At 49.4% G+C, this 20,325-nt stretch carries 13 protein-coding genes and 1 pseudogene; 6 read left to right on the forward strand and 8 right to left on the reverse strand.

Annotation, left to right across the window (positions count from 1 at the left end):
• Positions 1-18 precede the first annotated feature (18 nt).
• Positions 19-1,173 (forward strand): lactaldehyde reductase, encoded by a 1,155-nt coding sequence (fucO, locus tag ACU52_RS01255; RefSeq protein ID WP_053397444.1) that lies wholly within the window; start codon positions 19-21, stop codon positions 1,171-1,173.
• A 91-nt stretch (positions 1,174-1,264) separates the two neighbouring features.
• On the opposite strand, the gene ACU52_RS01260 is transcribed toward fucO, so the two are convergent.
• From ACU52_RS01260 to ACU52_RS01290, 8 genes and pseudogenes are all read right to left on the reverse strand, one after another.
• A complete protein-coding gene (locus ACU52_RS01260) occupies positions 1,265-2,533 on the reverse strand; it encodes a BaiN/RdsA family NAD(P)/FAD-dependent oxidoreductase (protein WP_053397445.1) in 1,269 nt (422 codons plus the stop codon).
• Positions 2,534-2,547: 14 nt separating this feature from the next.
• A complete protein-coding gene (locus ACU52_RS01265; protein WP_053397446.1) occupies positions 2,548-4,119 on the reverse strand; it encodes a glycoside hydrolase family 43 protein in 1,572 nt (523 codons plus the stop codon).
• Between the two features lie 451 nt (positions 4,120-4,570).
• Positions 4,571-7,159 (reverse strand): ATP-dependent chaperone ClpB, encoded by a 2,589-nt coding sequence (clpB, locus tag ACU52_RS01270; protein ID WP_053397447.1) that lies wholly within the window; start codon positions 7,157-7,159, stop codon positions 4,571-4,573.
• Positions 7,160-7,928: 769 nt separating this feature from the next.
• A complete protein-coding gene (locus ACU52_RS01275) occupies positions 7,929-10,328 on the reverse strand; it encodes a TonB-dependent receptor (RefSeq protein WP_082335098.1) in 2,400 nt (799 codons plus the stop codon).
• Between the two features lie 205 nt (positions 10,329-10,533).
• Positions 10,534-10,776 (reverse strand): YitT family protein, encoded by a 243-nt coding sequence (locus ACU52_RS15710; RefSeq protein ID WP_262503033.1) that lies wholly within the window; start codon positions 10,774-10,776, stop codon positions 10,534-10,536.
• Positions 10,750-11,352: pseudogene (locus ACU52_RS01280) on the reverse strand (YitT family protein); the annotation flags it as partial. The pseudogene ACU52_RS01280 and the gene ACU52_RS15710, both read right to left, overlap by 27 nt.
• Before the next feature lie 200 nt (positions 11,353-11,552).
• Complete coding sequence (locus ACU52_RS01285) at positions 11,553-12,461, reverse strand: YitT family protein (protein WP_021853915.1); 909 nt, start codon at positions 12,459-12,461, stop codon at positions 11,553-11,555.
• Between the two features lie 336 nt (positions 12,462-12,797).
• The gene (locus ACU52_RS01290) at positions 12,798-13,637 is read right to left on the reverse strand and encodes a helix-turn-helix domain-containing protein (RefSeq protein ID WP_053397450.1); all 840 of its coding nucleotides are present in this window, start codon (positions 13,635-13,637) and stop codon (positions 12,798-12,800) included.
• A 223-nt stretch (positions 13,638-13,860) separates the two neighbouring features.
• On the opposite strand from ACU52_RS01290, the gene ACU52_RS01295 reads away from it, so the two are divergent.
• From ACU52_RS01295 to ACU52_RS01315, 5 genes are all read left to right on the forward strand, one after another.
• The gene (locus ACU52_RS01295) at positions 13,861-15,180 is read left to right on the forward strand and encodes a TolC family protein (protein WP_082335100.1); all 1,320 of its coding nucleotides are present in this window, start codon (positions 13,861-13,863) and stop codon (positions 15,178-15,180) included.
• 100 nt (positions 15,181-15,280) lie between these two features.
• Entirely contained in the window at positions 15,281-16,321 is a 1,041-nt protein-coding gene (locus tag ACU52_RS01300) for an HlyD family secretion protein (protein ID WP_053397452.1), read from the forward strand.
• A 1-nt stretch (position 16,322) separates the two neighbouring features.
• Positions 16,323-17,858, forward strand: a complete 1,536-nt coding sequence (locus ACU52_RS01305; protein ID WP_239684849.1) for a hypothetical protein — start codon at positions 16,323-16,325, stop codon at positions 17,856-17,858.
• A 99-nt stretch (positions 17,859-17,957) separates the two neighbouring features.
• A complete protein-coding gene (locus ACU52_RS01310; RefSeq protein ID WP_053397514.1) occupies positions 17,958-18,632 on the forward strand; it encodes an MgtC/SapB family protein in 675 nt (224 codons plus the stop codon).
• Positions 18,633-18,940: 308 nt separating this feature from the next.
• Positions 18,941-20,290, forward strand: a complete 1,350-nt coding sequence (locus ACU52_RS01315) for a DUF1593 domain-containing protein (protein WP_082335101.1) — start codon at positions 18,941-18,943, stop codon at positions 20,288-20,290.
• The last annotated feature ends 35 nt before the right edge of the window (positions 20,291-20,325 follow it).

A 20,325-nucleotide genomic window follows, 5' to 3' on the forward strand; every position in this document is an offset into this window, starting at 1 on the left:
TTCTTTTTATTAAAAAACATGATTAACAGATTTATTCTCAACGAAGTTTCTTACTTCGGAGCCGGTGCACGCAAGCAGTTGCCGGAAGTATTGGCGCGTCTTAATCTTCACAAGGCATTAGTTGCAACAGATAAAGGACTGTTGAAAGTTGGTACAGCAAAGATGGTTACCGACGTTCTTGATGAGGCCGGATTTGCATACGACATATACAGCGAGATAAAGCCCAACCCTACGGTTACTAACGTTAAGCAGGGCGTTGACGCATTCAAGGCGTCTGGTGCCGACTGCATCATCGCCATCGGCGGAGGCTCGTCTATGGACACAGCCAAGGGCATAGGCATCGTTGTTGCCAATCCTGAGTTTGCCGATGTTGTTTCGCTCGAGGGATGTGCACCTACAAAGAACAAGTCGGTGCCAATCATCGCGCTGCCTACAACAGCAGGTACAGGTGCCGAGGTTACCATCAACTATGTTATTATTGACGAAGAAAATCAGAAAAAGATGGTCTGTGTAGACCCCAACGACATTCCTGCCGTTGCCATTGTTGACCCCGAACTGATGTATTCTCTGCCGAAGGGACTCACCGCCGCAACGGGTATGGATGCTCTGACACATGCCATTGAGGGATATATCACAAAGGGCGCATGGGTTATGTCTGACATGTATGAGCTGCAGGCCATAAAGATGATAGCCGAGAATCTGCCTATAGCCGTTGAGAAACCGCAGAATCCTGTAGGACGTGAGGGCATGGCTCTGGCTCAGTATATCGCCGCTCAGGCATTCTCTAACGTAGGTCTTGGCCTTGTTCACGGCATGGCTCACCCGATGGGCTCGCTCTTTGATGTTCCCCACGGAGTTGCCAACGCGCTGCTTCTGCCCACGATTATGGAGTTCAACATGCCTTGCTGCATAGAGAAATATGGTGTCATTGCACGTACAATGGGGGTTGACACTACGGGCATGACCGCCGAGGAGGCTGCACAGGCTGCATGCGATGCTGTCAAGGCATTGGCCATCCGTGTGGGCATACCTCAGCATCTGTCTGACCTTGGCATTAAGGAGAGCGACATTCCCGCCCTCGCCGCTCAGGCCATTGCCGACGTATGTACTCCGGGTAACCCGCGTGACGTTACGGAGGAGCAGATCGTTGAACTGTACAAGAAGGTGCTTTAATTAGAAAAGTATCATAATAATAAAAGGAACACCAGGCGCCTGGTGTTCCTTTATTTTGTTTTTTATACAGCCTGCATTTGTCTGACTGAAACTATAGTGTCCCGTATTTTTCAGCAACAGACTTTGCCGCAACATATCCCATTGTCCATGCCGCCTGAAGGTTGAAGCCTCCTGTTACGGCGTCAACGTCGAGCACTTCGCCTGCAAAATACAGTCCTTCGTGGCTTTTGCATTCAAGAGTCTTTGCGCTGATGTTGCCCAGGGCAACGCCGCCACAGGTAACAAACTCTTCCTTAAACTTGTTCTTGCCGTCTATTCTGTATCTGTCGTTTGTCAGTGTTGCCACAAGGCGGTTGCGGCCCTTGCTGCCCAGTTCGGCCCATCTCATTTCGGGTTTCAGTCCGCTCTGTGTCAGCAGATGCTCCCAAAGGCGGCTGTTTAGGTGTGCAGGGTATATGTTCGAAATCTGTTTCTGCTTGTTTTCGGCAGCCATCTCGCTTATCATGTCTGCCACCTCCGGCTCATTCATGTCGCCAAACCAGTTTATCCACAGCTCCGCCTTGTATTCGGCATCATGCAGAATGCGTGCGGCGTATGACGAAAGACGCAGAATGGCAGGTCCGCTCATGCCCCAATGGGTAATCAGCAGCGGTCCGGTGGCTCTCAGCTTGGTGCCGGTGAGGCCTGCGGTAACGTCGTTTACGACGGTGCCCATCAGTTTGGTGACATTGTTTTTCGGCAGACACACGCTGAACAGCGACGGTACAGGCTGCACGATGTCGAGGTTGAGGCCCCGCAGAAAATCAAGTCCGCTTGTCTTCGGGCTGCCTCCTGTTGTTACCAACACTATGTCAGCATGTTCTTCCGGCGCGTCGCTGCCGCTGAAACTTATGCTGAAATGGCAGCCGTCATTGTTGTTTATTTCATTCTCGGAGATGTGTTCAATCTTGCTTACCCTGTGCCGTGTCTTTATCTTTACGCCTCTATGGTGCATCAGCCGTGTTAGTGTGCCGACAATTTCCATGGCGTCCTGTGATACAGGAAACACGCACTGGTCGTCTTGCGTTACGAGTCTTACCCCATTGCTCTCAAACCATTTAAAGGCGTCAACATTACTAAACTCGCGCAGCAGGCGTTTCATCAGTCGTGAGCCGCGCGGATAAACAGCCTCGATGCTCCTCACATCCCTGAACGAGTTGGTCAGGTTGCAGCGTCCGCCGCCCGTTACGGCCACCTTTGCCAGCAGCTTGTTTCCGCTCTCATATACGGTTACGCATGCTTCGGGCATGCGCTCTTTCAGGCATATTGCGGCAAAGCATCCCGCCGCTCCGCCGCCTATTATGGCAATCCTTGTTGTCATTATGGGCTTATGTCTTATTTTTCTTCTTTCTTATATACAAATTTTTCTATGTCTACGTGTCCTCCCGGCTGTTTCGTGGCATAGTTAAACAGGGCATATCTTGTGCCCATGAACAGGCGGCGGTAGTCGAATTTCATCTTAAATTCTCCGCCTATAGCCGTCCATTTCTTTCCGTCGGTGCTGTAATAGAATGTGGCTATGTCGCGTCCGAGGTTGAAGTCGCCGTCGATGCGCAGGAAAATCCTGTTGCCTGTTATGCTTATGCGTGCCTTCTCCTGCGTGTCAACACTGCTCACGAGATGCTCCTTCTCTGTAAGGTTCACCTGAGTCTGCGTTACGGTCAGCCATGTCTTGCTGTTGTCCTTCTCTATTGCCATTATGCCCGAGTGGCCGTTGAATGCGGCAAGTCCGGCGCGGTCGCCGTCTCTCATGCCGCTGAAGTCAATCTCTATATATGCGCTGCATTTAGGCCCTTCCATGCGCTGTGTCAGCGTGTTGGGTGCCATATACAGATTGTCGACCACTCTACATGTGGTCAAACGCAGGCGTCCGTCGGATAACTTCCAAAAATCATTGGCCGGATTATGGTTCCATTGCCAGTGCTTAAGGTCGAGCGTGTCGCCGTTGAAGTCGTCGCTCACCACCATGTCTATGTCTTTAAAGCCCTGCACAGGCTTGTTCATCACGAAAGGCACCTTGCCGTTCACGTTGCCGAGCATAGGCCATCCGTCGGTCCAGCGGCACGGCATGAGCAGCGGCACACGGCCTACGGCTCCGCGGTCCTGGAAGATGAAGCCATACCAGTTGCCGTGTCCGTCGTCAACGATGGTGCCCTGTCCGGCATAGGGGAAGCCGGCAAAGTTGTCTTCAAGTATCACCTTCTTCTCATAAGGTCCGGTTATCTTGTCGGCACGGTAGCACAGCTGTCGGCGCGGCTTGTCCTTCGGCCATGAAATCATGAGCAGATAATAGCGTCCGTCGTGCTTTATCACGCGACTGCCTTCGAGCAGATTGTTCTCCTCTTCGTCGCGCACGTTGATCGTGATGTCCACGCCGCCCTCCTTCTTGGCCGTAAGGTCGGCGTTGAGTTCGGTCAGTTTGCCTGTTCCGCTGAACACATACACGCGCCCGTCATCGTCGAAGAACAGCGATGCGTCGTGAAAGTGGGGCAGGCGAGAGTGCAATGTCCATCCCTTGCGCGGGTCTTTTGTTGTGTAGACAAATGAGCGGAACGGCTCGTCGTTGGGCGAGAACAGGGCATAGAATGTACCGTTGTGGTATCTTATCGACGTGGCCCATTGTCCGCGTCCGTAAACAGTTCCGCCTTGCATATTATATTTTGGCGTTTCGTCGAGCCTGTCGAAGAGATAGCTCACCGTCTCCCAGTTTACAAGATCCTTAGAGTGCATTATCGGTGCGCCCGGCATGAGGTGCATTGTGGTTGTTACAAGCCAGAAGTCGTCGCCGGTGCGTATCACGTCAGGGTCGGGCATATCCGCCCACACCACGGGATTCTTGAACGTCTCTTGTGCATAGGCCAGTGTGGCGGCAAGCATTATGGTCAGCGATATAAATAGTTTTTTCATGGTATTTGTCTTTTTCCGTTTTGTTTCCCTATATCTTGTCAGGCATATTATTTAATTGTATTTCTCATCAGAGTGGCTTAAATGCTATGTAAGGTCATTCTGATGTTACGTTTCTGCAAAGTTACAAATTTAATTTTACATTATTGCTGTTAATGTCTTTATTCTGTTTCAAAGTGTTGCATTGCATGCAGCTAATGTTTCTGTTTTTTGCTTTTTGGCGCAAAAATAGATGCCTTTAATCTTGTGTAACATTGATAAAAATGTAGGAACCTACCCCGGGTACGTCCACGTAAAGGTATTGTCGCTTTCATAATAATTTGAATGCTTGTCGCACCTGGGGTGCCTTCCTGCGTTATTGATAGTTATGTTGATAATTATAAAAGAAAAGGGGCGGATAAAATTACTTATCCGTCCCTTCTTTTAAGAAATGTTCGATTATGCATATTTATCCTTAGTTTCTGAACACCAGTCCTGCGCCGTTGGCGTCGATTATTATCGGCTTCTCGCGGCTAACCTCCTCAGCAAGAAGTTTCTTTGAGAGGTCGTTGAGCACATATTCCTGTATGGCTCTCTTTACAGGACGGGCACCGAACTCAGGGTCGAAGCCTGCGTCGGCAAGCCAGTTGATGGCTGCGTCGGTGTATTCGAGAGTGAAGCCTTGCGGTTCAAGCATCTTCCTGATGGCATTCATCTGCAACTTAACCACTCCGGCAATCTGCTCCTTAGTCAGCGGCAGGAACATTATTATGTCGTCGATACGGTTGAGGAACTCAGGACGTATGGTCTTCTTCAACAGCGTCATCAGCTGGTTGTTGAGCATCGACTGCTCATGGCTGTCGAGTTTTCCGCCGTGCTTCTCCAAGTCTTCACGTATCAGCTGGCTTCCAAGGTTAGAAGTCATGATGATGATAGTGTTCTTGAAGTTTACGGTACGTCCCTTGTTGTCGGTCAGACGGCCGTCGTCGAGCACCTGAAGCAGGATGTTGAACACATCCGGGTGAGCCTTCTCAATCTCGTCGAAGAGCACAACCGAATAAGGCTTGCGCCTTACTGCCTCGGTGAGCTGTCCGCCCTCGTCGTAGCCTACGTATCCCGGAGGCGCTCCGATAAGACGGCTGACGCTGAACTTTTCCTGATATTCGCTCATGTCTATTCGCGTCATCATGGTCTCATCGTTGAACAGATATTCGGCCAACGCCTTTGCAAGCTCTGTCTTACCTACACCGGTAGTACCGAGGAAGATGAACGAAGCTATCGGGCGCTTCGGGTCTTGCAGTCCGGCACGGCTACGGCGAACAGCGTCGCTCACTGCCGTTATGGCCTCTTCCTGACCTATAACACGTTTGTGCAACTCCTCTTCCAAGTGCAGCAGCTTCTCGCGCTCGCTCTGCATCATTCGCGTTACGGGTATTCCCGTCCAGCGGCTTACCACCTCAGCTATATCGTCGGCAGTAACTTCCTCGCGCACCATTGCCTCGCCGCCCTGCGTGTTGCGCAGCTGATCCTGAATGTTCTTGATGTCGTCTTCGAGTTTCTTCAGGCTGCTGTAGCGTATCTCGGCCACACGCTCATAGTTGCCTTCACGCTCGGCGCGCTCAGCCTCAAACTTCAGCTGCTCTATCTGCTGTTTGTCCTGCTGAATCTTGTTGACGAGAGCCTTCTCGCCTTCCCATTTGGCACGGAACACCTTTTCCTGATCTTTCAGTTCGGCAATCTCTTTGTCGAGCTGTTCAATCTTCGGCTGGTCGTTCTCACGCTTGATAGCCTCGCGCTCAATCTCGAGCTGTTTCAGCTTACGCGTAATCTCGTCGAGTTCCTCAGGCACAGAGTCGCGTTCCATTCTCAGCTTAGCCGCAGCCTCGTCCATAAGATCGATTGCCTTATCAGGCAAGAAACGGTCGCTGATGTAACGCTCCGACAGTTTTACGGCTGCTATGCAGGCATCATCCTGAATACGCACCTTGTGGTGGTTTTCGTAGCGCTCCTTAAGACCACGCAGTATGCTTATTGCGCTAAGCTCGTCAGGCTCGTCAACCATGACGGTCTGGAATCTCCTTTCAAGAGCCTTGTCCTTCTCAAAATACTTCTGATATTCGTTAAGTGTCGTTGCACCTATGCTGCGCAGCTCGCCACGCGCAAGCGCAGGCTTCAGAATGTTGGCTGCATCCATTGCGCCTTCGCCTCCTCCGGCACCAACCAGCGTGTGGATCTCATCTATGAACAGGATGATACGGCCGTTGCTGTTGGTAACCTCTTTGACGACGCTCTTCAGACGCTCCTCAAACTCTCCTTTATATTTAGCTCCGGCAACCAGCGCACCCATGTCGAGCGAGTAGAGCTGCTTGTCTTTCAGGTTCTCCGGCACGTCGCCGCGGACTATACGTTCAGCCAGTCCTTCAACGATGGCTGTCTTACCGGTTCCCGGCTCACCTATCAGTATAGGGTTGTTCTTTGTACGGCGTGACAGAATCTGAAGTACACGACGAATTTCATCGTCACGGCCAATCACAGGGTCGAGTTTGCCCTGACGTGCCTCCTCAACCAGGTTCTTGGCATATTTTTCCAGGCTCTGATAGTTTTCGTCAGCCGACTGCGACTGCACCTTCTGTCCCTGCCTCAGCTCGTTTATGGCTGCGCGCATCTCCTTCTCGGTGCATCCTGCATCCTTCATTATGCGGCTTGCCGTAGAGTTTACATCAAGCAATGCCAGCATTACAGGTTCAACGCTGACGAACTCGTCGCCCATTTTCTGCGATATGTCTACGGCCTTCTGAAGCACGCTGTTGCTCTCGTTACTGAGATAAGGCTGTCCGCCCTGAACCCGTGGCAAGCGGCTAATCTCACGGTCAACCACTGTCTCAACCTGCATGGCGTTTACACCGAGCTTCTGAAACAGGAAGTTGGTGACGTCTTTAGCCTTGTTCATAAGGCCCTTGAGCAGGTGGACCGGCTCAATCGACTGCTGTCCTGAGCGTTGTGCGGTGTTAACTGCCTCCTGAACAGCCTCTTGCGCTTTGATTGTGAATTTGTCGAATGTCATATAATAGTCTCCTTTCTTTTCTTTTTCTTATTTGTTATTCCTGAATACAATCTTTTTACGATTGTCTGCTATCAGAGAATCAAAATACATGCCCGCAGCCGAGTTCTGACATTTTGTCTTGTTTGTATGACAAATTTTCAGTCTGATTGATTCTCTGTTGCTGTATACATAATTAATATATAATGCCGGCTTCGTTCTGTTTGGCATATTGTCGCCCTTTGATGCTATGGCCTTACACTTTGATTTCTGTTGAGGCTCTCATACTGAGATATTTGAAAATTATAATCATTTGGCTATGAAAATGCCCAGAAAACGTGTGCAAACGTAAGTAGGTGTGTTACATGTTGTTATGCAGGTAGCGCCGTATATGTGCAATGTTTTTTGTCCGAAATGGGACAAAAAAGCCTTTATTTCAATAAAAAACAGGTTGGTTTTCATGCTGAAAGCTGCCCGTTTCCGGGTAAAAAGTTGCCGAGTTGTTTTATAAAAGCTTACCTTTTATGTCCGGATGTAAATATTCTTTATCATCATATGGCGCATAGCCTGTCTGATTTTTCTATTTCATAAGAAAATCATGACAAAACTAAAGTGACATAATGATGCGGCTTTTGTGAATATGCTTTCATATTGGTTGATGTTGCATGTGCGCTTTCTGCTTGTTCGTGCGTACAGATGTGATTGGTTTGGGATAAATAAAAACGCAGAAGTTATCAACAGACAATATCGAAACTGTTGATAACTTCTGCGTGAATGTATGTTTCTGTATATGTCAGAAGCGCACTGTTATGCCGATGCTGGGCAGCAGAGTGCCGCTGTCCTGACTGATATACTTCATCTTGTAGCGCTGTTCGGCTGCCGGAGCGTCAGGATTTTCAATGACGCCAGTGCTCATCAGCACGTCTGGCTGGCTCAGAACGCTTTTTGTTATGTTCTGTATGTCGAGATAAAAGCCGAGCATCCAGCCTTTGAAGTAATAGTTCTTGTCTACGCGGATGTCAAGTTGGGCAAAGGCGTCAAGACGTTCGGTGTTAAACTTCGAATAGTCGTAATACGGTCGTCCCTGTGCGTCCCATGCCTCCACGAGCGACGATTTGTCAACGTCATACGGCGTATACGGACTGCCGCCTATCGCACTCAGCTTGGCTCCTATGCTCCAGTTGCGCGGCAGTTCGTAGGTGGCGCTCACGTTGGCTATGAACCGGTTGTCCCATGCCGAGTTGATGTATCCGGCATCAGAGTTGTTCTTGTATTGACTCTTGAATAATGTGAACGACGCCATAGACACCAGTTTGCCCGGTATCTGCCAGCGCATGGTGGCTTCGAGGCCGTAAGCCCTGCCCTTGGCCGACGAAACGAGCAGCTCGTTGCCCACAACGCCATAGTCGTTGCCCTTGCATGAGAGCGGAATGTTGTCGGCAACGGAGAGCGGAATGTCAGTGTAATGCTTGTAGAAACCTTCCAGACTCACCGTTATCTGCTTGCCCGGTGTCCATTCAACGCCCAGCGCCGCGTTCTTTACGCGCATATATTCGAGCGACTTGTTGGCCAGTTGCCCATTTTCGTCCTTATATCCCAGGGCTGTGTATGGCGGCAGCTGATGATACATTCCGGCGCCGATGTTGACGGCCCACGACGGCAGAAACTTGTAAGACAATGATAATGTGGGCGAGATGTGCTCCCAGAAGCGCGCTGTCAGGTCAGAATAAGAACATCCGTCGAGGCGCAGGCCCATGTTGGCCGTAAGTCTTCCGTTTTCACTCGTATAGCGCGCCGAACCGTAGGCTGCCCATCCTGCAAAGCTGATGTCGGTTGAGTATTGCGATATTGAGCTTTCGTTGTGATAAACTCTTTGGTATGTGTGGTCGTTGTAGAAGGCATACCATGCTTCAACGCCCTCGCGCCATGTCCAGCGGTCGTTGTATGTGCGGTTTTCGGCTCTCAGCGACAGCTTCTGTTCGCGTGAACTGAGGTCGAGCGTAAGGTTTTCGGGAGCCGAATCGTCGTTATTGCGGTATTTAAGATTTTGGTTGCCCAAATAGTTATAGCCGAGCGAAACCGTTGTTACGTTCTTTCCGGCATAATGTTTATAAGATGCGCCGAGCGTAAACGTCTGCTGCGTTATGCGGGGCAGGTAGCTCAGCATGTATTCGGCGTCCTCTCCTTCTTGGTCAGTATTTAGTTTCATGTTGTCGATGCCCGTAAGCCCGAGGAAAGTTATTTCGTCTTTCTTTCCCAATTTGGTCTTTATTTTAAACTGTCCGTCTATGTAGTTTGGCAGGAAGGGCAGGCCGATCATCTTGAAGAGCAGTTGCAGATACGACTGGCGCACAGAGAACAGATATGTTGTGTTGTTGCCGAAGTGGCCCATGCCGCTGAGCGACACTTCCGATGCGCCGAGAGTGGCCTTGAAAGAGTTTTCGTCGGTGTTGCCGTCGAGCAGACTTATGTCCATCACCGAACTCAATGCGCCGCCGCGGTCAGCCGGAAATGCGCCTGTATAGAACTGCACTTCGCGTATAAGGTCGGCGTTTAGTATGCTCACCGGGCCGCCCGACGCACCCTGAGTGGCAAAGTGGTTGATGTTAGGTATCTCTATGCCGTCCATGAAGAAACGGTTTTCCGACGGCGAGCCGCCCCTTACGATAAGGTCGTTGCGATAGCCGATAGGAGAGAACGATACGCCCGGCACCGACCTCACAATGCGCGAGATGTCGCGGTTGCCGCCCGGACTCTTCTCTATCTCGCCGAGTCCTATTATCTGCATGCTCACCGGGCTTGGCTTTACGCGTCTTATCACGGGCACGCTAACCGTAACTTCGTTGAGATTCTTTGAGTCTTCGTCGAGTTCAATCTCTATCGTAGGCATCTTTGCCGACACGAAATATTCGGCAGACAGCACGCTCTTGTAGCCTATGCACGTAACGTAGAGCCGGCAGATGCCGGGGTTGACGCCGCTTATGACGAACACTCCGGTGGTGTCGGTGGCTGCTCCAACGCCCTGCAGACCCTGCACCGATACGCTTGCGCCTATGACAGGCTCGCGCGACAGTCTGTCTACGATGCGTCCGCGCACCGTAAACTTCTCTGATTCGGCATGCATGGCCGTTATCTGGAAGATGCAAATAAGGATGAATGCTATTCGCTGAAATGTGTGTAGAATGTATTTCATATAAATAATACAGAAGTTTTAAAAATGTAGTCGTGTCTGTTGATGCGTTCTGCGAAAGGCATCTGGCACTGTAATAAAAACGAAGTTAACGGACAAATCGCCATGTAGGAGATATAAAAACTGTTGTCCGTTAACTTCGTTCGTTTCTTTTGTCCGGCTATTATTTTTCTTTGCCGGCTATGCTTGGGCCATGTGGCCGCAGGCATTATTTCATCTTGTCGAAGCCTTCGCCGAACACGCCGTGGCAGAATGTCTGTGAAACCATGGCATGGGGGTCGATATTCTTAATATAGTGGAATATTTCCTGAGACTCATATTTTCTTGCCAGAACGATAAGTATGTCCACTTCCTTCTTTGAATACCAGCCCTTGCCCTCAACAACGGTAACACCTCTGTGGGCGCTTTGGTTGATCTGGTCTGCAATCTTTTCATAATCCTTTGATATGATGATAAACTGCACAGTCTGGCGTGAACCGTTGACAACGTAGTCGCAGACATAACTTGCAATCAGAGTGAAGGCGATACCGTAGACGATTGTCTCGGTGCTGTGGAACAGCAGATAAGACGAGCTGATAATCGTAATGTCGATAAACTGCATGGCACGTCCGAAGCTCAGGCTGAAGTATTTGTTCAGCAGGGCAATCAATATATCGGTTCCTCCGGTAGAGCCGTTATGCGAGAACACCAGACCGAGGCCTCCGCCGGCCATTGCACCTCCGAGAATAACATGCATAAACTTGTCTTCGCCGGCCGTGATTATGGGATATGCCTGGAACAGGGGCTGAAGTACGCCCACAAATACCGACATGATAGACACGCCGATGATGGTTCTGATGATAAACTGCTTGGTGAGTGCCTTGCAGGCAATGATAAGCATAGTAACGTTAAGCACCCAGATCGAAATACCGGGAGGAAATCCGAAGGCATAGAACAGCAGCGCCGATATACCGGAAACGCCTCCCATCACAACCTGTTCGGGAAGGATAAAGGCCGTATATCCGAATGAATAAAGTAATATTCCAAATGTAAGGAAAAAAGATCTTTATAAAAAGAATTCTTTACTTCGGCCTTGCCCTTTTTTTTGATATCATTCATAATAATTATGGTTAAAAATTAAAAAACTATCACTTTCATGTACAGCGGCAGAAAATGACCTGTTGCTGTACATGAAAGTGTTATATCACGAATATGTGTGTATTTAATACTTTCAGAATTATATGTAGACTATTTTATCTTTTCGAAGCCTGCCCCGAACACACCGTGACAGAACGTCTGTGAAACCATCGCGTTAGGGTCAATCTGTTTGATGATAATCATCAAGTCCTGAAGCTCGTATTTATGCGCGAGGATTATCAGCAGCTTGACATCGTTTTTTGTATACCAGCCCTTACCCTCTACGACCGTTACGCCACGATGCATGCCTCCTGACACATTATTGGCGATTTCCTGATATTCTTTAGATATTATCAGCAGCTGCACGGTTTGCTTTGAACCGTTTACCACGAAGTCGAGCATGAAACTTACCACTAATGTGAACACGATACCGTAGATGATCGTTTCCACGCTGTGGAATACAAAGTAAGATGAGCTTATGATTGTGAAATCTATGAACTGCATGGCGCGGCCGAAACTGATGTTGAAATATTTGTTAAACACCGCCATCAGTATGTCTGTTCCGCCTGTAGAACCGTTGTGTGTAAACACGATGCCAAGTCCTGTTCCGCAGAGCAGTGCAGCAATGAGGACATGCATGAATTTGTCTTCTCCGGGAGTTATAATCGGGTGAGCGGTGAAGAAAGGCTGAAGGAAGCCCACACAGAGCGACAGCATCGTGACGCCTATCACCGTCCTTATTACGAACTGTGGGGTAAGAGCCTTGATTGCTATGATGATCATCATGGCATTGAGCACCCAGATGGAGATACTTGGAGGAAAACTCGTTGTGTAGTAAATGAGTGCTGAAATACCGGCAACGGCTCCCTGCACAACTTTTTCAGGTAATATGAATGCTGTGTAGCCTGTAGCATACATCAGTACTCCGACAAAGAGAAAAAAGATGTCTTTGCCTTGCTGCTTCCAGTTCGTTTGGGCGATAATGTTAGTTATCTTGTTCATATCAATGATTGTTTTCATGGCTTTCACATATTTTTCATAATGTCTTGGCGCAAGTCTTTGCGTGCGTAAGAGTTTAGACTATGTGGTATGCCGCATGTCTGTTATTTATTTTTTTGCAAAGATAGTTTAATTTTGCAAAGTCGCAAAGAAATATTGACTAAATGATAGAGGGTTTTTGCATTAAATCTGATAAAAAAATAAGTGCGGTCAGCCGCCTCTGAATGCATGCTTTTGGCATATTGTTTTTGTTATGCGTCAACGGATGATAATATGCATACGCTTAGTCGGAAATATGTGCCAACTATGCTTCAAACAAGCGTCGCAGTTTAACAAAAATGTAAGGCCTGTCAGGCGTCATTGTTGCTTGATATTTTTTCTGAATTGCTGTGGCGTAAGGCCGGTGTGCAATTTAAAGTAGCGACAGAAGAACGACTCGTCGCTGAAGTTGAAGTCCCATGAAAGCTGCTTGACGCTTTTCTCACTGTTACGCAGCTGCAGTTTTATCTGCAGAGTTACATATTGGTCTATAATATTTTTTGTAGTGTGTCCGGTCATATTTCTTACAATGGTGTTAAGATATTTCGGCGTTATGTTAAGCTTTCCGGCATAGAAAGCTACGTCGTGCGACTTCATGTAATATTGTTCGAGGTCTTCCATGAACATGTTGAACAGTTCGTTGGTGCGTCTTGAGCCGTAGCCTTCAGGCTCCTCGTGCCTGTTGCGCACCATCCAGTCGTAGAAACCGAGAAAGAAGGCCTTGAGCTGGTAGAGCACAAGCTGGTCGAGACATGTGCAGTCCTTCTGTATGAAATACAGTCTGAGCAGGCTGAACATGTTTTCAATTATCAGCGTAACCACCTGTTTGTCTGTGCGGCATCTGTCCTTGCGCAGCAGCGAGTACACTGTTTGCTCCAGTTGCAGGCTCGCCTCCCTCAGCATCGTCTTGTCGTAGCGCAGCATTTCCACCTCAAAGTCGTCCGAAACATTGTGCAGCATCACCATGTCGTTCGGGAATAGTGTTATTACGGCATCCTTTTTCAGATGCCAGTCTTTAAAGTCGATGCGCATTGTTGCCATGCCACCTTTACATAATATTATTGCACCATAGTCGATGACGTTCGATTCTGCTTCAAGTTCTTTCAGCGATGTAGTGCAGAGCTGCGCCTTGTCTGATGCGAATGTTTCAAATTTCATGGGCTTGTCGTATGTTGCTTTTACTTATGTCTGAAATATATTTATCTCCGTTTTGTGCTGCAAATATCGCTATATTGAGTGACAAAACACCACGTTTGTTCCGAAAAGTCCCATTTCTCGCGAAAAAATTAAAATTATTTAATTGTTAAATAGTCTTACCTTTGCACCCGGTTTCAGACCATTTCTCTGGATTAATGGAAAATATAGTGAAAATATAAAAGTGATGATTAGATGTAAATTTGTTTATGCCGTATTGTCCGGCTCACTGCTTCTTCAGTCAACAGATGCATTGTCGCAGACGCAGCGCACAATGACGGTGAGCGAGTTGTTTTCTCTTGTAGAGACGGGCTGCAGACAGTTGCGCGCCCAAAAGTCGGAAGTCGACGTGGCACATCATGCCATTTCAGAGGCAAAGAGCCGGCGTCTGCCTGATGTTAACGCTTCGTTGTCCGTTAGTTATAACGGCAACGTGCTTATGACCGACCGCGATTTCAGCAATGCCAAAGGCATCACCCAGCCACACTTCGGCAACAGTTTTGCGCTCGAAGCTCAGCAGGTGGTTTATGCCGGAGGAGCCATCAACACGGGCATACGCCTTGCCGAACTTCAGAAAGAACAGGCAGAGACAGGCGTTGCCCTCAGCCGCAGTCAGCAGCGCTTCATGGCTCTCGGTCAGTATCTCGACTTGGTTAAGCTGTCTAACGGAATGAAAGTTTATGACAGCAACATTGCGCTTACCGAAAAACTTATTGCCGATATAAAGGCAAAACACGAAGAGGGCATAGCGCTGCGCAACGACGTTACACGATATGAACTGCAGATGGAGTCGCTCAAACTCGGACTGCGCAAGCTTCAGGATCAGCGCAGCGTACTCAACCATCAGCTCTGTAACACCCTAGGACTTACTTCTGATGTTGTGATCATGCCCGACACAGCAGAACTTAAAACCGCATCAGACAATGGCAACGAGGCCGACTGGCAGAGCCGGGCATCAGTTTCGTCGCCGTTGCTGCGCCAGTCGAAACTCGGTGTAGATATGGCCCAGCAACAGTTGCGCATGGCAAAGAGCGACCTTATGCCTAAGGTTGTGGTGTTTGCTACTGACAATTTCAGCGGTCCGTTCACTTACGACTTGCCGCCTATAGACAACAACTTCAACATCTGGTATGTCGGTATCGGCATAAAATATTCGCTCAGTTCGCTGTTCAAGGGCAACAAGACGGTGCGCAAGGCTAAGGCGCAGATTGTGCAGAGCAACGAGAATCATGCCGTTACGGCAGAGAGTGTAGACAACCAGATGCAGCAGGCATACACGCTCTATCGCCAGTCGTTTGTCGAACTGCGCACGCAGCAGAAGAGCGTAGAGCTTGCCGCTCAGAACTATCAGGTGGTCAACGACCGCTACATGAGTCAGATGGCGCTGATAACTGATATGGTCGATGCGTCTAACATAAAGCTTAACGCCGAACTTCAGGAGGTTGACGCACGCATCGGCACCATTTACGCATACTATAAAATGAAATATATTGCAGGTGAAATCTGATAAGGCACCTGTGTAAATACATAAAAACAATACCGGCCGCGCTGCCTGAACCGACACAGGCACGGCTACGGACAGAAATTACAAATAACAGACATAAGATATGAACAACAAGAAATTTATAAAAAGAATATACAATGTAGTAATCATACTGTTGCTCATCGGAGCAATAACGTATGTCGTAACCCGCTTTGCCCATCCGGCAAACACAGAATATACTGACGATGCCCAGGTGCAACGCCACATAACGCCGATAAACACCCGTGTGCAGGGATTTATCAAGGAGATACATTTTGAGGAATATCAGCACGTGAAGAAAGGCGACACGCTCGTTATCATCGAAGATGCCGAATATCGTCTTCAGCTTGCTCAGGCTGAGGCCAGCTATCGCGGCTCACGTTCGGGCTCTTCTGCCATATCAGCCGGAATGAACACCACGACGAGCAACGTAAGAGTGGCTTCTGCTGGCATTGAGGAGGCTAAAGCCGACATGGACAACGCCCGCCGCGACTATGAACGCTATGCCTCGCTGCTGAAGAAAGACGCTGTTACCCGTCAGCAGTATGACAACGCGCTGACAAGATATAAGGCGGCGAAGGCACGTTACGAGCAGGCAAGCGCAAGCCGCCGTTCAACATCGCTCGTAAAGAACGAGCAGGCTCACCGCCTGAGTCAGAACACGGCAGGCGTAAGCGTGGCCGAGGCTGCCGTAAATCTTGCCCGTCTTAACCTTTCTTATACAGTTATCGTAGCTACAAGCGACGGAGTGATGGGCCGAAAGGACATTCATGTAGGTCAGCTCGTTCAGCCCGGACAGATGCTCGCACGTATTGTAGACGACGATCAGGTGTGGGTTATTGCCAACTATCGCGAAACACAGCTGAAGAACATCTCTGTAGGCGATGCCGTTGAGTTTACTGCCGATGCCATTCCGGGCGTTACATATAAAGGTGTGGTTGAGTCGCTCAGTCCTGCCACGGGCTCGGCTTATTCTATGGTGCCTGCCGACAATGCCACGGGCAACTTCGTGAAGGTTGAGCAGCGTTTGCCGGTGCGTATAGCCATTGTAGGAAAGAACAGCGAGGCCGACCTGAAGAAACTCCGTGCCGGACTGAATGTTGAAACATTGGTAATGTATAAGTAATATGCCGCCGATTCCTACAGGACCGTTCACGATGCCGATGATGAACGGCTTCGTGCCAAAGAAAATACAGCCGTGGATATATGTCGTCTTCGCCTTCTTTTTTCAGTTGGCAGGAGGCATGTATGCCGGAGCTATGCCTCACGTGATGGGCGACATGTGCATCATGCGCGAGGATGTTACGATGATTGTGCTGTGCGGCGTTATCGGCGTTAACATGCCTTTCCCGTTTCTTTTCCGCTTTAAGTTCAGGTTCACCAACCGCCAGCTGCTCATCACGGCTGCTCTTGCCATTGCCGCATGCAACTGGCTGTGCATGTACACCGAGTCGGTGCCCGTGCTGTGCCTTCTCTCTTATGTAGCAGGTTTCTTTAAACTCTGCGGAACATTCGAGTGTCTGTCTAACGTGCAGCTGTGGATGACATCAAAGCGCGACTTCACCATATTCTTCCCGTTGCTTTACTGCATTGTGGTGGGCAATATGAGTCTGTCGCCCTGGATAACCGTCCACCTTACATATATATTCCAGAGCTGGTATGCCATGCACTGGGCTATGACGGGCGCAATGCTCTTCATTGCGCTGATGGTGTATGTGCTCACCCATGACTTCCGCTTTATGAAGCCGCTGCCGCTGATAAGCCTCGACTGGCTGGGCTGCGTGCTCTGGTCGGCTTTGTTGATTGAAGTAGTGTTCCTGTTCAATTACGGTGAGTATTACAACTGGTGGGACGGACGTCCGTTTCGTGTAGTTACGTTCATGGTGCCCGTGACGTTCTACTTTGCGTTGCAGCGCATGCGCCACATCCGCCATCCCTATATAGCCCCCGAGGCATGGCTCTATAAGCGTCTGCTGCCCCTGCTTGCTGTATTTGCGCTGGTTGAGCTTATCAACTCAACCCCTAAGATATTGCAGAACACGTTTACGTCGGGCGTGCTCCATTTCGGCGCCATGTCCACTTCCGTGTTCTATCTCGTAGAATGGGCGGGCACAATATGCGGCTGCATGTTCGTGATGTTCTGGATAAAGGTGCTCAGGCAGAAGTTTACGCGCCTGCTCACCGTAGGACTCATGGCCCTGTTGGCCTATGAGGTGCAGATGTATCTCATGGTTACGCCAGGATTAGACATAGAGAGTTTATTCATCCCCATATTCTGCCGTACCTTCGGTGTGGCTATCTTCTTCACGGCCCTTACAATATATCTCGAAGAACTGATGCCGTTTCAGCATTTCTTCATGGGGCTAACCATGGTGGGCTTCATCCGTAACGGCGTGGTTGACACTATATGCTCGGGCATATACAGCTTTTCGCTCAGGCATCACATAGCAGAAAACTTTGCGCGCGCCATGCCGTACGATGCCACGCAGGTGATACTCGTCAGTCTGAAGCAGCTGTTCGGCGTAACGTGTATCATAGCCACAGTTGTGCTGCTCATCTTCCTTGTATGGGATATTCAGCCCGTTAGGGATACGTTGAAGAGGATGCCTTACTGGAGCGTTGTCGGCCGTCTGCTCCGCAGGCAGATGTCGTCAGGCAAGTAGGGCAGGGAGACTGTTACCGTCAGTAATCTGAAAAAGCGGCGGCCGGACATTGGATATTCGGAAAAAATGTGTATGTTTGCATAAAATAGTTATATGCTTATGTTTACTACTACCGAATTCATCTTGCGCATAGCCATTGCCGGTGTGCTGGGCGCTGCTGTCGGCCTTGAGCGAGAGCTGCGGGCCAAGGAAGCCGGTACGCGTACACATTTTCTTGTGGCGATGGGGTCGGCTCTTTTCACCATCCTTTCGCAGTATGGCTTCGACGAGTCGCTGAAAATCTACAGCTCGTTTGCCTCTTTCGACCCGTCGCGTATAGCGGCTCAGGTGGTTACGGGTATCGGATTTATTGGTGCCGGCACCATAATCTTTCAGAAACATGTGGTGAAAGGGCTTACCACGGCTGCCGGACTATGGGCTACTGCTGCCATAGGCATGACTGCTGCCACCGGGCTTTATGCCCTCGCCATAGGCAGCACGGTGCTTGTGCTGTGCTGTCTTGAGGTATTCTCCTTTGTGGTTAACCGTTTCGGAATGAAAAAGATAGCCGTAACGTTTTCCACACGTAGCCATGACACAGTGCGTCAGCTGCTCAGCGAGCTGCAGGCTGATGGCGTTGACTTTGACAACTACGGGATGAAGCAGATTGTGGTTGACGGAGAACGGCAGTATGAGGTTACGCTCGAGATGAAGCTGCGCCGCAGAAATTACCGCACCCGCATTCTCGATTTTGTCAAGGAGTTCAACGGTGTAAGCATCGAACTCATAGAATAGCCTGTGTCAGGCTCATGCCGTGTCCGGTCGTCAGGCAATCTGCCTACTGCATTTTTATCCTTTTTGTGCCTTGTCCTGATTTCGGGGCGATGTGCAGAAAGGTTATTTTTTGTGAAACAGAATTACTGGCTTGATTGTTTTCGTATGGATATGATAATTTTTTGTATCTTTGAAAAAGATATGAAACGGCTCGGCAAAGTCTGCTTAAAAAGCACAGGTTTCTTACCTGTCATTGCACTTGCCTTTTGCCGTATTTGCATATAACGTCAATAACATATAAAGATTTTTTATCATCAATTTTATTATCCATGATTAAACGCAATTCCTTATTCAGATTATTATTTATTCTTTTATCATCTTCATTCATGCTTGCCGCCCCTTCGTGCTTGTTTGCGGAGAAGCACAGGCTAATCGTTACTACCGACATCGGCGGAACCGATCCTGACGACGAGCAGTCTATGGTGCATCTCTTGCTCATGTCTGATGATGTTGACATCGAGGGACTTATATGTAATGTGGCATTTGTGAAGACGCCTCTGGGCTTGCCCGTGTTGAATAAGATTATAGATGCATACGAGAAGGCTTATCCTAATCTTATTGTTCACGACAAGGGCTATCCTTCGGCCGCCAGTCTGCGCTCTGTAGCCGTTGCCGGTCAGGCTGGAGTGGGCATGGCCGACGTAGGTGAGGGACACGACACTCCGGGCTCAGAACTCATAATACGTGCCGTTGACAGCAAAGATCCCCGTCCGGTATGGGTTAACGCATGGGGAGGCATGAACACGGTGGCTCAGGCGTTGTGGAAGGTGAAGCACACAAGGAGTGCGGCAGATGTGGCCAAGTTTGTGTCGAAGCTGCGCATCTATGACGTGCTTGGGCAGTGTGATGCCGGAGCATGGATAGCCAGAACCTTTCCCGACATCGTCTATCTTCGCAATACTGCCGTGTACGGCTGGGCGCCGTCAGACAGTTGGGTAGACGACAATGTGCAGAAGTATGGGCCTCTCGGCGCTGCTTATCCTGACAGGATGTGGGCCACAGAGGGCGACAGCCCTGCCTTCATGTATCTTGTTGACAACGGGCTGAATGTGCCGTCGGAGCCTGAATACGGCGGCTGGGGCGGACGCTTCGGCACGGAAAAGGTGGCCGGTGTAAGAGGTATGGACTGGGTTGAGAAGAATAATCTTGACGAGAAACAGTATGATCCTTACTATATGTTCACCAATTCGGGCGAGGGCAGTGAGGCCATTGCCCGATGGAAGACTGCCATACTGAACGATTTTGCGGCACGTGTAAAATGGAGCGTGTGTGCTGACTATAATGATGCCAACCATCATCCTGTAGTACGTTTCAGTGACGAGAAGACTGACACCAAGGCTGTGAGATATGTTGACGCTAAGCCCGGCGACCGGCTGCAGTTCGACTTTTCGGGCTCTTATGATCCTGACGGCAACGAGATAAGCTACGGGCTTTATGTCTATGATGACGCTACCGACTGCGGTCAGCGTCTTGAAGTGAGCGATGCTGCCACGGGGCGTCCGTCTTTGTCAATACCGGAATCAGTGTCAAAGGCTACGATACACCTTATTCAGGAAGTTACAGACAACGGCAGTCCGGCTCTGACGTCATACCGTAGGATAGTCGTCAGGGTGAAATGAGCAGCGTGGTGTCTGGCGTTACTGATGAGGTAAAA

This window comes from Xylanibacter rarus (assembly GCF_001275135.1).
GTDB lineage: Bacteria > Bacteroidota > Bacteroidia > Bacteroidales > Bacteroidaceae > Prevotella > Prevotella rara.